We start from the raw sequence: 16,851 nt of genomic DNA, 5'->3' as shown, positions 1-16,851 counted from the left end.
AAGAGAAGGTGATTATATGAGTAAATATGATATTCTTGTTTTAGGCGGAGGCCCAGGAGGTTATGTGGCTGCCATAAGGGCAGCCCAACTTGGGGCAAAGGTGGCCTTAATAGAAAAAGAAAGATTAGGTGGTGTTTGTCTCAATTGGGGTTGTATTCCTACTAAGACAATGCTTAGAACTGCTAAACTCTATAAGGATATTTTACGGGGAGAAGAATTTGGCATAGTGGGTATTGATGTAGATAATATAAAAGTAGATTGGAATTCTCTAATAAATAGAAAAGATAAAGTTGTAAATCAGTTAGTATCTGGCATAGAATCCCTTATGAAAAAGAATAAAATTGATATTTATGAAGGAATGGGAACTGTTTTAAATAAAAATGAAATTAAGGTAAATGATACTACTCTTTGGGGACAGAACCTTATTATAGCCACTGGAGCTAAGGAAAACTTTCCTTCCATAAATGGATTAGAAGATATGGTTAAATCTGGTAAAGTTATAAATAGCAAAGGTGCATTAAGCTTAAAAGAAATTCCAGAAGAATTAGTAGTAGTTGGCGGTGGAGTCATAGCAGTGGAATTTGCAACACTTTTTAGCTCCTTAGGCTCTAAGGTAACTTTAATTCAAAGGTCCAATAGAATATTAAGTTCTACAGAATCAGAAATGGCTACTACCCTTGAAAGACAACTTAAAAAAGTAGGAATCAATATATTGACCAATACTAAGTTAAAGTCTATATCAAATGATGGAGTTCTAATTGAACACAAAGGTAAGGAAAAGTTATTTAAAGGAGATAAATATCTTGTATCCCTGGGATTGAAGCCACAATTAAAGGGATTAGAAAGTCTAAATCTAAAGCTAGATTCCAAGGGTTTTGTAGAAACAAACGGAAGAATGGAAACTAGTGTAGATGGAGTATATGCCATAGGAGACTTAAATGGTAAATACGCCTTAGCCCATGTAGCTTCTCATGAAGGCATAGTAGCTGCTGAAAACATTATGGGAATGAAATCTAAAGTAGATTACAATATAGTACCTCAATGTATATATACATTCCCTGAGTTAGCCAGTGTGGGACTTACAGAAGAAGTGGCTAAGGAAAAAGGATATGATGTCATAGTTAGTAAATTCCCCTTATCAGCCAATGGTAAAGCCTTAGCTGAAGGAGAAAATGTAGGATTTATAAAGATAATAGCAGATAAAAAATATGGTGAAGTCTTAGGCACACATATTATGGCAAGTCATGCTACAGATATGATTGCAGAAGCAGTGATGATTATGAAACTTGAAGGAACAGTCTACGATATTAAGGAGGGAATCCACCCTCATCCTACCCTATCAGAAGCAATGATGGAAGCAGCCTTTGGTGCCATAGATAAACCAATTCATTTTTAAAACTCCCTTTTGGGAGTTTTTTTATTATATCCAATTTCAATACATTTCCATTTATTCTCAACAATAATTTATTGACATTCGATAAATTATTGTTTATAATCTATTTATTGATATTTCATGGAGGTGTTTTTATGAAAAAGGGGTCAACGCTCTTTTTAAAAATTGCTGTTATCCTTATAGGAGTTCCTATTTTTCTTGTATGTATATTCTTGATACCCAAAATAGGAAACTATGCAGCAAGTCTATATCCAGATATGGATTATATAAAATACTTAATTTCAGCAAATTTATATGCTACAGCTATACCTTTTTATTTTGCCCTATATCAAGCCTTTGAACTTTTAAACTATATTGACAAAAATAAGGCTTTCTCAGAACTATCTGTAAAAGCTTTAAAAAAGATAAAATACTGTGCAGTTGCAATTAGTGTATTATATGCTATGAATATTCCCTTCTTTTATCTTATGGCAGAGATAGATGATGCTCCGGGAATTATAGTATTAGGCCTAGTAATTAGCTTTGCTTCTATGGTAATTGCAGTGTTTTCCGCAGTTCTTCAAAAACTTTTAAACGAGGCCGTAGAGATAAAGTCAATTAACGATTTAACCATATGAGGTGAATAACATGGCAATTATAATTAATATTGATGTAATGTTGGCTAAAAGAAAAATGAGTGTAACAGAGCTTTCAGAGAAAGTTGGAATAACCATGGCTAATATTTCCATATTGAAAAATGGAAAAGCAAAAGCCATTAGATTATCAACTTTAGAGGCCATATGCAAGGCATTAGAATGTCAGCCTGGAGATATTCTTGAATATAAAAGTGATATTTAAATAATAAATATTTGAAAATCTAAAAATCTAGAAGGTGAATTTATGTATGATATTGCTATTATAGGTTCAGGTCCTGCTGGGGCAAACCTTGCACGATTAATAGGAAATAAATATAAAGTTTTATTAATAGATAAAAGGAATTTTAAAAATGAGAATTCCAAAAAAATCTCCCATAAATGTTGTGGAGGTCTATTAGCACCAGATGCTCAAAAGATGCTTGTAAAATTAGGTTTAGGAATACCTAAAAATATATTAGTTGACCCTCAGCTTTTTGCTGTAAGAACTATTGATATGAATAATAATTTAGATAACTTATATCAAAAATTCTATTTCAATATGGATAGGGAAAAATTTGATAGATGGTTAATTTCCATGATTCCATCTAACGTTGATAAAATATTTGATTCATGTTTTAAAGGTTTCACTGAAATATCAGAAGGCTATGAAATTAAATATATTCATAATCAACAGGAAATTTCAGCGAAAACAAAGATTATCATAGGTGCAGACGGTGCATCTTCAAGAATAAGAAATTTAATAAGTAACAATATTCATATGCCTGAAAGATATATAGCAATTCAAGAATCCTATAAGTCTCCTATACCTGCACATAATTTTACAGCCATATTCGATGAAGAAATAACTGATTTCTACTCTTGGATAATACCAAAGGATAATTATCTATTACTAGGAGCTGCCCTTAGACCTAGAAACAATACGGCAGAAAAGTATAATCTACTAAAAGCAAAATTAAAAAATCTAGGTTTTAACTTTAGCAATAGTATCCATAGAGAAAGTGCATATATTTACAGACCCAAAAAATTATCACAGTTTTATCTTGGAATGGATAATATAGCCCTTATTGGCGAAGCCGCTGGAGCCATTAGTCCTAGCTCCGCAGAAGGAATCAGCTATGCGCTGAAAACTTCTCTATATCTAGCTCAAAGTCTTGAAAAAGGTATTGATGGATTTCAAAATAGATATAAAAGTAAGGCAGATAATATTAAATTTAATCTAATGGCTAAAAATTTAAAATCTCCAGCTATGTATAATCCTTATATTAGGCGAATAGCCATAAAATCAGGCTTATTTAGTATAAAGTAATCTTTTTACATAAAATCAACATCTTAATATCTACTTGTCTTCTTCAAATAAAAATATCTCCTATATTTTTCATGGTTTTTTTTAACGAAAATGGGTAATATTCTTAATAACCAAATTCATTTAAAAAGGAGAGTCTTACATGAGCAAATATCTTATACTCTACAGACACGGAATGGCAGAAGATAAGGAAAAATCTACAGATGATGATTTAAGGTCCCTTTCACTTAGAGGAAAAAAACTACTGAAGAAAAGTGTATCTGGATTTAAGACAATGCTAGGTAATCATAAAAATATAAAAATTTATTCTAGCCCAAAACTAAGGGCAAGAGAAACTGCTGACATGTTATCAGAAGAGCTAGATTTAGAAGATCCAATATACTTAGATTTTCTTGGAACTGGAGGCAGTGTTCGTTTACTTAGGGATCTGGTTACTGATATTGAGCCTGAAACTGCTGCAATTATAGTTGGTCAGCAACCCTTCCTTTCACTTTGGAGCCAAGAACTTTCAGGAACCTTCCTTCGTTTTAAAAAAGGAACTGCAGCCTGTTTCAAACTTCCTGATGAAGGAGGAGAAGCTAAAGCTGAACTAACCTGGTATTTACAGACCCGTGAATTTGTAAAAATTGATGAAAAGTAAAGATTTAATTTAAATCCCAATGGATATATAATTTCATTGGGATTTATTTTTTACAGATTCCTAAACCATATATTTACAAATCATTGAATTTCCTATAAACTATAGGTAAATACATAAAAGAGGTGATATTTTGAAAAATCATGAAATGATATTAAATGATTATGCAAAGTTATGTGTTAAAGTAGGTATCAATATTCAAAAAGGTCAACCCCTAGTAATCAATGCTCCAATTGAGGGTATTGAATTTGTCAGACTTCTTGCTAAAAATGCCTATGAACTTGGTGCCAGTGAAGTTCATGTAAACTGGAATGATGAAGTCCTTACAAAACTAAAATACGAAAATGCTCCTATGGAAGTATTTGAAAACTTCCCATCATGGTATGCTGATTCTTTAGAGGATTTTGCAAAAAAAGGTGCAGGTTTCCTTTCAATTTCAGCTCAAGACCCAGAATTACTTAAAGAAATTGATCCAAAGAAAATAGCTGCAAATAACAAATCTTCTTCCATTGGATTAAAAGAATTTAGAAAATATACTATGAACGATATAAACCCTTGGTGTGTAGTATCTATTCCTACTAAATCATGGGCAAAAAGAGTATTTCCTAATGTAAGTGAAGAAGAGGCAGTTGAAAAACTATGGGCTGCCATATTTAATGCTACTCGTATGGATTTAGAAAATCCTGTTGAAGCTTGGGAAAATCATATGGATAATTTAAAAGAAAAGGTTGATTTCTTAAATAATAAGAAATTAAAATCCTTACACTACAAGTCATCCAATGGAACAGATTTAATGGTAGAATTGCCAGAAAATCATATTTGGGCTGGTGGCGGGGCTACTGACTCTAAAGATGTATACTTTGCACCAAATATGCCTACTGAAGAAGTATTTACTATGCCATTAAAAACAGGAGTAAATGGTGTAGTATATAGCACAAAACCTCTAAATTATGGTGGCAAATTAATAGATGATTTTAAACTTACCTTTAAAGATGGAATGGTTATAGATTATGATGCCAAAGTTGGTCGAGATGTATTAAAGGATTTATTTGACATAGACGAAGGTGCAAAACACCTTGGAGAAGTAGCTCTAGTTCCTTTTAGTTCACCTATTTCTAAATCCAATATAATCTTTATGAACACGCTATTTGACGAAAACGCATCTTGTCACTTTGCCTTTGGTAAGGCATATCCTACTAATATAGTTGGTGGAGAAAATATGACAGATGAAGAATTAGAAAAACACGGAGTAAATAACTCCCTTACTCACGTAGACTTTATGATTGGTTCAGAAGATATGTCAATCATAGGTGAGACTATAGATGGAGAAAAATTACAAGTATTTGAAAATGGTAACTGGGCATTTTAAAATAAATATATAAGATAAAGGATAAGCAAGTTTGCTTATCCTTTATTATTAAATTAACCCCAATAGGACAATTTTAGAAACATATTTATAATTTTAGTCAATTCCCTAAATTCTTCCTCAGAAATAACACCATAATCCTTCCCATATATTCCTCTAGATTCTAAGCTCCATAAGAATGATTTATAGTCAGGATATTCATTGATATTATTTTTTAAAAGATATATAAGATTTTCTAATTTTTGATATTTTAGGGTATTATGTTTTTTTTCTTGTTCATATAAAGATAAGTCCTGTATCAATTCCAATGGTATAGTAATCTTATAACGATAGTTATCACTATCATATGGCAAAAAATCATTTTTATAGTTCTCATAGCTTTCACATACTATCCTATACATTATATCTCTCCCTAAACCGTACTAATTGTCTTTTAAATTGTTCTTTTTTTGACTTATACAAATCATTTCTAGATAAAACTTCACATATGATTTCATTTATTAATTCCTTATTAGCCATATTAATAAGTATATCAATATCCTCTAAATCCTTTTCCGCCAACCTGATGATTTTACTCACAATTATATCTTCCACTGATAGCAAATAAATATTTAAATATGTAAACTTATCCAATCTTTTAGCTCTTTCTCTAAATTTAGGTGATATTAATGTACTTTCATATTCTAGCATATCAAAATCTCTTAAGAGTACAAAAACTCGACCTAATTTAGAAGGATAATCTAAATCTATGAAATCAAAATCTCTAGTTGCTCTTTCAGTATAATCTCCTAATATACATGCAGATCCTCCTAGAAAATATATATCAAAGGGTTCAATATTAAAAACCTGTGAAACCTTTTCCATATCAAAAATTCGATCTTCTAATTCTTCCTTCAAATTCATATTTAGCCCCCATTTATTACATCAACTAATATATATTATGTAAATCATTATTTAAATATATTATACCATATAGTTTTACAATTCTCTATTCACTATTAAAAGAATATATAAAATACTATGCAGTGATAATTTTACCACTATGGGTAAGTATATCTTTAAAGGACGGTGATATATTTGAAAAGTTTAACATCATATAAAATTAAAGATATGGAATTAAAAAATAGGATTGTAATGCCTCCAATGTGTATGTATTCTTCTGATGAAAGTGGAATGGTTAAGGACTTCCACAAAATTCACTATATATCTAGAGCCATAGGTGATGTGGGATTAATCATTGTTGAAGCCACTGGTGTAGTTCCCAATGGCAGAATCACCAGTAATGATCTAGGTATTTGGAATAATGAACATATAGAAGGATTAAAATCATTAGTAGATGGTGTGAAATCTCACGGCAGTAAAATAGCCATACAATTAGCCCATGCAGGAAGAAAATGTGAGTCCAATGATGAATATATTGTAGCCCCTTCAGCAATTCCATTTAATGAAAAATATAGAATACCCCGTGAATTATCAAAGGAAGAAATCAAAAAATTGGTATTGGCTTTCAGAGATGCTTCAAGGCGTGCCAATGAGGCTGGTTTTGATTCCATAGAGATTCATGGAGCCCATGGATATTTGATACATGAATTCTTATCTCCTATTACAAATAAGAGAACTGATGAATATGGTGGTAGTATAGAAAATAGAACTAGATTTTTAAAGGAAATATTAGAATCTGTAAAAGAAGTATGGCCTAAAGAAAAGCCTATTCTTCTTAGGGTATCTGCTGATGATTATGACAATGATGGAATTGATAAATATGAAATGGTGAATATTATCAATGAAGTAAAAGAAAATATAGATATGGTTCATGTAAGTACTGGAGGACTAATCAATGCTAAATTTCCAATATTCCCAGGATACCAAGTATCTCATTCTGATATCATAAAAAAAGAATGTAATATGCCTACAATTGCAGTAGGACTTATTAAAGAATCTGACCAAATAGAAGAAATTCTTTATAATAATAGAGCTGATTTAGTAGCCATTGGCAGGGGACTTCTTCGTGACCCATATTTTGTACTGAATATGGCTTATGATAATAATTTAGATATAAAATATCCTAGACAATATGAAAGAGGATACTTTTAAAAAAAGATAGGGAAATCCCTATCTTTTTTACTTTAATTTTCTGCTTTTATACTTTCCACTATGATTTTATCATTGATTCTCTTAAGGGGATATGCTCCAGATAATAAGGCTATTATTCCAGCCCCTATACAGGCAATGAATATATTCTTCCATGGTATCATCCATTGAAATTCTCTAATTCTCATTAATATATTAAACAATATATATGACAATACTGTCCCTATTGTTCCACCAAATATCGTAGCATATATACCATAGAAAAGGCTTTCGAATGCTACCATTCTCTTAATACCAGATTGAGTCATACCTATGGCTTTAATCATTGCGATTTCCTTAGTTCTCAATATAATATTTGTACTTATGGTATTTATTATATTTATTGAACTTATTAAAGTGATTATGGCTACAAAACCATATAAAAATATACTTACAATTATACTTACTATCTTATTTTCCTTAGCTGATTCCGCATAATCTATATAATGAAACCCTGGTGTTCTTTCCTCTAATTTATCCAAATAAGACCTTATATTTTCAATGTCTCCATCCTCAGTCATATCAATATACATATTTGTACGGTATCTACTTATACTATCATCAATCTCTTCATCATTTGTCATTAATAAATTATTTAATACCTCTTCTGTAGTTATTATATTTATACTGCCATTTAGATTATATTCCATATCTAATATACCTTTTTCCAATACTCCTGCCACTGTTAGTTCTTTGTAAACACGATCTGCTCCTTCTTTATCTAAATCATAGGAAGCATAAGGTAGTTTATCTCCTACCTTTAATTTATATCCTTCCATCAAAGAATTCCTCTTAGTTTTTTGGTTATGGGCATAGGTACTATTTATAACCAATACTCCATTTTCTTTATTTAGTTTATCTATATCTAAAGTCCCTTCTTTTAATAATCCCTTTAAAACCTCTAAATTTTCATCTCCAATAGTAAATATTTGAGCATTATTTATCTCAATTAAATCATCTTTCTTATTTTCAAATAACATAGGAGCCATTTTTATCATATCCTTGCTAATTCGGTTTTCTTTGATTAAGACTTCTCCATTATTAAAGGTTACTTTATATACTCTCTTTATATCCTCTATATCTTTTAACTCTCTATATATTTTTTCTGCATTATCATCTATATCCCCATAGATAGAGAAATTTCCCATATTGCTACTTTCTACAACACCCATCTTAAACATAAAATTTGAGAAACTAGAAAATGTAATAAATAGAGATATACTTATAACCATGGAAAATACCGTTATTATAAATCTCTTTCGATTTCTTCTTAGATTCTTATATGCAATTTCTCCTTCTACTCCTAAGATTTTTCTGATAAATATAGTATTTTTAGTTTTACCAATCTTTTCTTTCCTAATACTTCCCGTATTCCTAACTGCTTCCACTGGAGACACCTTTCCTGCTTTTATTGCTGGACCTATGGCAGATAAAAATACTGTAACTAATCCTATTACAGTACTGATTAGAAATACAATTCCTGATATGGTTATTTTCATATCACTAAAAACAAGTATATCTGCTTTTAATAAATTAATGATATATAAAACTACTCTCATGGCAAATACTCCTGAAAACAACCCTATTGGAATACCTATTATACTAAGAATCATAGCTTCTTTAAGGACTATCCCTTTAATTTGCCTTGGTGTAGCTCCAACTGATCTCAAAAGTCCAAATTGAGTTATTCTTTCTAATACTGAAATATTAAAAGCATTATATATAACTGCTATAGTAGATACTATAATCAATCCTACTACAAACAATAAAAGAATTACCATGGATTTATCAAATGTTTCACTCATGCTTTCTGCATATAATCTCAATACTCTATAATTATATTCAAAGTCATTTTCTGTCTTTCCCAAATCCTTTGCAATTGATGTTACTTTTTCATATGCGTCTTTTACATTTGGAATCTTTATATAAGCACTATAACTTCCTTCTTCTGTCTTATTATCTAATCCAATAACCCCTTTAGTAACTAAGTTTCCTTTCCAAATATATTGAGGTTTTATAAAACCTACAACTGTATATTCCTTTTCTCCAGTTTTCTCAAAGGTTTCTTTTCTAATAATGTTTCCGTCTGAGGTCTCTTCATCATTTCCAATCACTCTATTTCCAACTGTTAATTTTATCTTATCTCCTAATTGTACCTCTTTATAAAAATAATTAGCCACCCAATGCTCTATAGCTATTTCATCTGGTGTTTTTGGAAGCCTTCCTTCATCTATATTAAGAGGAAGCATTTCTAGAGCTTTATCTTCAAGACCTTCTATTTCTATATATCTATATGGAATGTCCCATCTGTATTCTTCCCTTTCTCCTTGAGTTGTTTCCTGTACTATAGCCGAACCTTCAAACTTACCAATTCCTGCTTCTGATACTTCTACATGATTTATTAATTTATTTATACTATCCCTATTCATCTCATTAAATTTAGCATGATAAGAACCATTTTCTCTTATGGCATCTGCAATCAATGCTCCTCTTACAGATACAATTATAGTTCCTATTGCTGAAATAAGTGCTACAGATAAAATAATTCCCAATATAGTAAGTAATGTCCTGTTTTTTTGTCCTTTCAAATATCTATAGGTGATTTCTTTATAACTTTGCATTGTTAATCACCTCATTTATAATATTGCCGTCTCCTATGGTTATTATCCTATCAGCTTGAGAAGCAATATTTAAATCATGGGTTATAAGTATCAATGTTTGATTATATTTTCTTACAGATATTTTAAGTAAATCTATTATCTCCTTACTATTTTTACTATCTAAGTTTCCTGTAGGCTCATCTGCCAACACTATAGAGGGTTTGTATACCAATGCCCTGCCTATAGATACTCTTTGCTGCTGTCCTCCTGAGAGTTCATTTGGCAAATGATGTTTTCTATCTTCTAATCCAAGAATATTTATTAATTCTTCAAGATGTTCTTTATTTACTTTCTTTGTATCTAAAAGTAAAGGTAATAATATATTTTCCTCTGCCGTGAGAACTGGAACAAGATTATAAAATTGAAATATAAATCCTACCTTTCTTCTTCTAAATATAGCCAGTTCCTTTTCAGAAAGATTATATATATCTACTCCATCTATATATATTTTTCCACTTGTAGGCTTATCTACTCCACCTAACAAATGTAAAAGAGTGGATTTCCCAGAACCACTTGCCCCTACTACTGCTACAAATTCTCCATTTTTTATAGTTAAATTAATATTTTTTAAAGCCTCTACTTTAGTATTTCCTGTACCATAGGATTTACATAAATCAACGACTTTCACCACATCCATTTTATCCCTCCTATTATATTTATCTCATTAACTGTAAGTAATAACATCATATTTATATTATATGGTGTCAACCTTACATCTTCATGAATAGAAGGATTACAGTTTAGTAAGAAATCTCTTAGATATAAAAAAGATTAAACTACTCCTTTTAAAAATGTCATCGTAAATTCTGTACCTTTATTTTTCTCACTTTTTACAGAAATAGTCCCATTTTGAGACTCCACTATTAACTTTGCTAAATTCAATCCTATACCAATACTATCTTCTTTAACTTCATTACTTACTTTATAAAATCTTTCAAATATATGAGGTAAATGTTTATAATCTATACCATCTCCATTATCTCTCACAGCAATGGTAGAAAACAAAGATGTTTCCTCTAAGAAAATATTGATTTGCCCTTTACCATGTTCTATGGCGTTCTTAATTATATTAATTAAGGCTTCTCCTGTCCATTCTTTATCTCCATAGAAACCTGCATTTTTATTACCTTCTATTTCTACAATCTGATTTTCCAATCTATGGCTTAATGCAGATAAAGCTATATTTACTATATCAGTTAATAATACTTTTTCTTTTTTAAATTCAATAGCTCCTGCTTCTATTCTTGCCACTTTCAAAAGATTAATTGTAAGCCATTCCATTCTATCTAATTGAGACCTTTCTTTTTCCAGAAAATTTTTTCTTACTTCTAAAGGCATATTATCATCCTCAATTAATAAATCATTAAATACTATTAAAGAGGATAATGGTGTCTTTAACTGGTGAGAAATATCAGATATTATATTCTTTAAAAATATTTTTTCATCTTTTAAAATTTCCAAACTATTCTTCAGTCTATTTGTCATTTGGTTAAATTGATGGTTGAGTATATTAAAATCCCCTTCTCCTTCCTCAGGCAAATATACTTTAAAATCTCCTTCCACAACTTTCTCTGCCACATTATATACATCTTGTACTTTAGTATATATCTTTTTATATTCAGCTCTTATGATATAACCTAAAGGTATTATAAAAAAGAAGATTAATAGAGCCATGGATATTTCCATATTAGTATTTTTCAATATGGGTTGAAAAATCTTATCTAATTTCTCATGATAACCATAGGATTTCAATACTTCTTTTCCAATTAACTTATCATTTTCAGTTACCTCTTTAGTTATATATGAAATTATTTCATCTTCTACTTCTGGATAATGCTTTATTATATTTCCAACTAGAGCCATATCTCTTTCTATTATTTTTTCATTTATACTATCTATAAAAACATTTACAATTAGAAACCCTATAATTGCAAACATTAATTGTAACAGTATTAATTTTAATATGATAGATTTAAATTCTTCGTTTCTAAGCAAATTCCTACCCCCTTACCTCAACATTCCATCTATATCCTATACCTCTTATGGTTTTTATATATATGGGATTTGAAGAATCTTCCTCTATTTTTTCCCTAAGTCTCCTTATATAAACAGACAGGGAATTATCATCTACAAATTCTCCATCTATATCCCAAAGTTTCTCCAACATTACAGTTCTAGATAATACTTTATCGGAATTATTCATCAATATACTTAGAAGCTTATATTCCGATGGCGTAAGCTGAACTAGTTCATCTTTATTATAAACTCTATATTCCATTAGATTTAATTTAATATCTCCAGATATTAGTACGTTTTTTCCTTTAGTACCTTCTGTCCTTCTAAGAACTGCCTTTATTCTAGAGATTAATTCTCTTATTCTAAAGGGCTTAGTTATATAATCATCTCCACCAATCTCTAATCCCATTACAATACTCACTTCTTCATCTTGAGCAGTCAAAAATATAATAGGAGTTGCTTTATCTTCTCTTATATATTTACAAAGTTCAAATCCATCTCCATCTGGCAAACCAATGTCTAATATTATTAAATCGTACTCTATTTTATCCACTAAATCTTTTCCTTTAGAAACAGTACTGGATATATCCACATCATACCCTTCAGATTTTAATGAATATTCTATTCCCATTGCCAAAGTAGCATCATCTTCTACTAAAAGTATCTTAATCATATAAACACCTCTTTCATTACTAATATTATAGCAAAATATTAATAAATTCCTAATTAACTTTAAATCTACTGAAAAAAATTGCATTTGTTGATTTTTTGAATTATAATTATATCATTAACCAATCTAAAAAAATATAGTAATGTGATGTGATATAATATGATAAATTTTATTCTTGAATATTTATGGTTCTTTATTATTTATGCTTTCCTAGGTTGGTGTGTAGAAGTCGCTTATCACGCAGTAACATCTGGCAAATTTGTTAATAGAGGTTTTTTAAACGGTCCCGTATGTCCGATTTATGGCTTCGGTATGATAATATTGATATTTTGCTTAGAAGACCTATCAGAAAATTTCTTTCTATTATTTTTAGGTGCATTTTTGCTTACATCGACTTTGGAACTCATTACAGGATTTATACTTGAAAAAGTATTTAATAATAAATGGTGGGACTATAACGATATGCCTTTTAATATAAAAGGTTATGTATGTCTCTCCTTTTCGATTATATGGGGTCTTGCCGGAGTCTTCATGATAGATATAATTCATCCATCAATTTCAAAGTTTGTATCTATCTTCAATAGTAATATTGGTAATATTATATTGATTATACTTTTGGCATATTTTATAGCAGATTTTCTTATAACAATTTTAGGTATCATGAAAATAAAAAAACATATGCTTATACTTGAAGAAATAGCTGAAAAATTAAGATCCTATTCGGAAGATGTAGGTGAGAATATTTATAAAGGCATGACATTAGCAATTAAAACTAAAGATAATATGAAAAATAAACTTGCAGAACAGAAGTCAGATTTTAAAGATATTATAGATGAAAGAAAGCTACATATGGAAGAATTAAAGACAAAATATGAAAAATTGTCAAAAGAAAAAAGCTTTATTCATAGGCGTTTAGAAAATGCTTTTCCTAATATTAAGAAAAAGCTTTCTGAACTAGACCATAATAGAAAAGATAAATAAAACAGCCTAGTTTCCAAATAGGGGACAGTATTCTTACTGTCCTCTATTTTATTTTTGGGGAGGTGTTTGTTAAATTTTATCGGAATATTGAATAATATTAAAACTATGATATAGTATAATAAAGTTAATTATATAGAAATGAAGGGACGATAAAAATGAGAATCGGTATTGATGTAGGTTCTACAACATTAAAATGTATTGTATTAGATGAATATGACAATATAGTTTTTAGTTCCTATGAGCGTCATTATTCTCAAATCACTAAAAAAACTAAAGAATTGCTAGAAAGAATTATGGAAGAATGTCAATGTGACGAATATGTTAATCTATCTATTTCAGGTTCCGCTGGTATGGGATTTGCCGATAGATGTAAAATTCCCTTTGTTCAAGAAGTATATGCAACACGTATAGCAGTGGGAAAACTGATGCCAGAAGCAGATGTGGTTATTGAATTAGGAGGAGAAGATGCAAAAATACTATTCTTAACCAATGGATTAGAAGTTCGTATGAATGGCTCCTGTGCTGGTGGTACAGGGGCATTTATTGACCAAATGGCAACTTTACTTAATATTACTCCTGGCCAAATGAATGATTTAGCCAAATCTTATGATAAGTTATATACAATTGCCTCAAGATGTGGTGTATTTGCCAAATCAGATGTTCAACCTCTTTTAAATCAAGGAGCTAAGAAAAATGATGTTGCTGCCAGTATCTTTTACGCTGTTGTAAATCAGACCATAGCAGGATTAGCTCAAGGTAGAGAGTTATTAGGTAATGTGGTATATCTTGGAGGACCACTTACCTTTTTATCAGAACTTAGAAAAAGCTTTGACAGAACTCTTAATACAGAAGGTATTTGTCCAGAATACTCCTTATATTTTGTTGCCTTAGGTGCTGCCTTTATGTCTGAATCCCAAAAGATAAATCTAGAATCTACTATATCTATGATTGAAAATCAAAATAGTGATGGAGATTTTGCCCATACTTCTCCATTATTTCATAGTGTAGAAGAATATAATAATTTTATTTCTAGACACAATGCGGAAAAGGTAATATATTCAAATCCTAATGAATACAATGGAAATGCCTATATTGGTATTGATGCAGGTTCAACTACCATAAAGATGGTAATTATCGATGATAAGGAAAATATCCTAAATTCAGTTTATCTTCTCAACAAAGGAAATCCTGTATCTATTGTAAAGGACTTTCTACAAGATTTTTATAACAAATTTCCAAATATCATCATAAGTTCTAGTACTGTAACTGGATATGGTGAAGAAATAATAAAAAATGCCTTTCAAATAGACTATGGTATTGTAGAAACTATTGCACATTTTACTGGTGCTAAGAAATTTAAGCCTAATGTGGACTTTATAATAGATATAGGTGGACAAGATATTAAATGCTTTAAGATAAAGAATGGTGTTATTGATAATATATTTCTGAATGAAGCTTGTTCCTCTGGCTGCGGTTCATTTTTGCAAACCTTTGCCGGGGCCTTGAATTATACCATTGAAGATTTTGCAAACCTAGGAAACTTTGCTTCAAACCCTGTAGACTTGGGATCACGTTGCACAGTTTTTATGAATTCTTCTGTCAAGCAAGCTCAAAAAGATGGAGCTACCATTGAAGATATATCGGCAGGTTTATCGGCTTCAGTAGTTAAGAATGCCTTGTATAAAGTTATTCGAGTTACATCTAGAGAGGGTCTGGGTAAAAATATTGTAGTTCAAGGTGGTACATTCTTGAACAATGCTGTACTTCGTGCTTTTGAAATGGAATTGGAGCAGGAAGTTATTCGACCAAATATTGCAGGTTTAATGGGAGCCTATGGGGCAGCCCTTTATGCAAAATCTAATGCTAAGGATATCTCCACTATTCTAACAAAAGATAAACTGAAATCCTTCTCCCATGAAGTACAAGGTACTACCTGTGGACTTTGCAGCAATAATTGCAGATTGACTATTAATACATTTGATGACGGCAGAAAGTTTATTAGTGGCAATCGATGTGAAAAACCTTTATCAAAGAAAGAAGGAAAAAAACAATTAAGTATATATGACTATAAAATAAAACTCTTAAATAACTATCAGTCTATTAAAGGAAAACGAGGCAAAATAGGGATACCCATGGTATTAAATATGTATGAATTATTACCTTTCTGGCATAAATTTTTTACAGAATTAGGATTCGAAGTAATTATTTCTCCTAAATCCAATAGAGATTTATACCTAAAAGGTCAGCATACTATTCCTTCTGATACAATTTGTTATCCAGCAAAACTTGTTCATGGACATATTGAATCTCTAATAGATAGTGGGATTAACAATATATTCTATCCATGTATGAGTTATAATTTAGATGAGGGATTAGGAAATAACCATTATAACTGTCCTGTGGTTGCATACTATCCCGAAGTCATCAATGCAAATATACCACAGATTAAGAATATTAACTTTATCTATGATTATATTGGTCTTCATAGACCTAAAGATTTTATAAAGAAAATTTATGGAATTTTAGGCAGAAGCTTTAAGGATATTACTTTAGACGAAATAAAGTTGGCTTCTAGCAAGGCCTATGAAGAATACTATTCTTATTTAGAAAGGGTTCAGACCATGGGCAAACATTATATAGATTATGCAAATAAAAATAATCTACCTATTATAGTTCTAGCAGGTCGTCCTTACCATGTAGATCCTGAAATAAACAATGGAATAGATAAATTGATATGTCAATTAGGTGCTGTAGTTATATCAGAGGATGTTATTAGCGGAAATATATCCAAATTTCCAACTTCAGTCTTAAACCAATGGACCTATCATGCTCGACTATATGCTGCAGCTAAATATATTGGAGATAAAGATAATATGAATTTAGTACAATTAGTTTCTTTTGGATGTGGTTTAGATGCAGTCACTACAGATGAAGTTAGTGAGATATTAGAGATTGAAGGAAAGATTTATACTCAAATAAAGATAGACGAAATAACAAATCTTGGAGCTGTGAAAATCAGGCTTCGCAGTCTGATGGAAACTCTCAACCAATGAAAGGAGT

Annotated in this window: 15 protein-coding genes; 9 read left to right on the top strand and 6 right to left on the bottom strand. The window is 30.4% G+C overall.

Going from position 1 to position 16,851, the window contains the following annotated elements:
* Positions 1-16 precede the first annotated feature (16 nt).
* From lpdA to KQI41_RS02615, 6 genes are all read left to right on the top strand, one after another.
* The gene (lpdA, locus tag KQI41_RS02640; RefSeq protein ID WP_154440703.1) at positions 17-1,396 is read left to right on the top strand and encodes a dihydrolipoyl dehydrogenase; all 1,380 of its coding nucleotides are present in this window, start codon (positions 17-19) and stop codon (positions 1,394-1,396) included.
* Positions 1,397-1,527: 131 nt separating this feature from the next.
* Positions 1,528-2,010: a DUF2975 domain-containing protein gene (locus KQI41_RS02635; RefSeq protein ID WP_154440705.1), complete on the top strand. Its 483-nt coding sequence runs from the start codon at positions 1,528-1,530 to the stop codon at positions 2,008-2,010.
* 10 nt (positions 2,011-2,020) lie between these two features.
* Positions 2,021-2,230: a helix-turn-helix domain-containing protein gene (locus KQI41_RS02630; RefSeq protein ID WP_154440707.1), complete on the top strand. Its 210-nt coding sequence runs from the start codon at positions 2,021-2,023 to the stop codon at positions 2,228-2,230.
* 42 nt (positions 2,231-2,272) lie between these two features.
* Positions 2,273-3,334, top strand: coding sequence for an FAD-binding protein (locus tag KQI41_RS02625; RefSeq protein WP_154440709.1), 1,062 nt, complete (start codon positions 2,273-2,275; stop codon positions 3,332-3,334).
* 139 nt (positions 3,335-3,473) lie between these two features.
* Positions 3,474-3,971: a SixA phosphatase family protein gene (locus KQI41_RS02620; RefSeq protein ID WP_154440711.1), complete on the top strand. Its 498-nt coding sequence runs from the start codon at positions 3,474-3,476 to the stop codon at positions 3,969-3,971.
* A 130-nt stretch (positions 3,972-4,101) separates the two neighbouring features.
* Positions 4,102-5,337, top strand: a complete 1,236-nt coding sequence (locus tag KQI41_RS02615; RefSeq protein ID WP_154440713.1) for an aminopeptidase — start codon at positions 4,102-4,104, stop codon at positions 5,335-5,337.
* A gap of 53 nt (positions 5,338-5,390) precedes the next feature.
* Here KQI41_RS02615 and KQI41_RS02610 read toward each other — a convergent pair whose 3' ends face one another.
* Both KQI41_RS02610 and KQI41_RS02605 read right to left on the bottom strand, forming a co-directional pair.
* The gene (locus tag KQI41_RS02610) at positions 5,391-5,735 is read right to left on the bottom strand and encodes a hypothetical protein (RefSeq protein ID WP_154440715.1); all 345 of its coding nucleotides are present in this window, start codon (positions 5,733-5,735) and stop codon (positions 5,391-5,393) included.
* Positions 5,728-6,237 carry a DUF6036 family nucleotidyltransferase gene (locus tag KQI41_RS02605; protein ID WP_154440717.1) on the bottom strand — a complete coding sequence of 170 codons (510 nt, stop codon included), beginning with the start codon at positions 6,235-6,237 and terminating at the stop codon, positions 5,728-5,730. The genes KQI41_RS02610 and KQI41_RS02605 overlap by 8 nt, the downstream gene beginning before the upstream one ends.
* 174 nt (positions 6,238-6,411) lie before the next feature.
* On the opposite strand from KQI41_RS02605, the gene namA reads away from it, so the two are divergent.
* On the top strand, positions 6,412-7,428 hold the full coding sequence (namA, locus tag KQI41_RS02600) for an NADPH dehydrogenase NamA (protein WP_244971080.1): 1,017 nt from the start codon (positions 6,412-6,414) through the stop codon (positions 7,426-7,428).
* 32 nt (positions 7,429-7,460) lie between these two features.
* On the opposite strand, the gene KQI41_RS02595 is transcribed toward namA, so the two are convergent.
* From KQI41_RS02595 to KQI41_RS02580, 4 genes are all read right to left on the bottom strand, one after another.
* Positions 7,461-10,085: an ABC transporter permease gene (locus KQI41_RS02595; protein WP_216584801.1), complete on the bottom strand. Its 2,625-nt coding sequence runs from the start codon at positions 10,083-10,085 to the stop codon at positions 7,461-7,463.
* A complete protein-coding gene (locus KQI41_RS02590) occupies positions 10,072-10,761 on the bottom strand; it encodes an ABC transporter ATP-binding protein (RefSeq protein ID WP_154440723.1) in 690 nt (229 codons plus the stop codon). The genes KQI41_RS02595 and KQI41_RS02590 overlap by 14 nt, the downstream gene beginning before the upstream one ends.
* Positions 10,762-10,895: 134 nt before the next feature.
* Positions 10,896-12,119: a HAMP domain-containing sensor histidine kinase gene (locus KQI41_RS02585; protein ID WP_216584800.1), complete on the bottom strand. Its 1,224-nt coding sequence runs from the start codon at positions 12,117-12,119 to the stop codon at positions 10,896-10,898.
* A 4-nt stretch (positions 12,120-12,123) separates the two neighbouring features.
* Positions 12,124-12,813: a response regulator transcription factor gene (locus KQI41_RS02580; RefSeq protein ID WP_216584799.1), complete on the bottom strand. Its 690-nt coding sequence runs from the start codon at positions 12,811-12,813 to the stop codon at positions 12,124-12,126.
* 156 nt (positions 12,814-12,969) lie between these two features.
* Between KQI41_RS02580 and KQI41_RS02575 the strand changes: the two genes are divergently transcribed.
* Entirely contained in the window at positions 12,970-13,791 is an 822-nt protein-coding gene (locus KQI41_RS02575) for a putative ABC transporter permease (protein ID WP_154440726.1), read from the top strand.
* Between the two features lie 155 nt (positions 13,792-13,946).
* A complete protein-coding gene (locus KQI41_RS02570; protein ID WP_216584798.1) occupies positions 13,947-16,844 on the top strand; it encodes an acyl-CoA dehydratase activase in 2,898 nt (965 codons plus the stop codon).
* Positions 16,845-16,851 lie beyond the last annotated feature (7 nt).

Origin of the sequence: Tissierella pigra (assembly GCF_018917845.1) — a bacterium.
GTDB lineage: Bacteria > Bacillota > Clostridia > Tissierellales > Tissierellaceae > Tissierella > Tissierella pigra.
The sequence above is the reverse complement of the archived record's forward strand: the minus strand, read 5'-3'. Positions and strand labels throughout refer to the sequence as shown.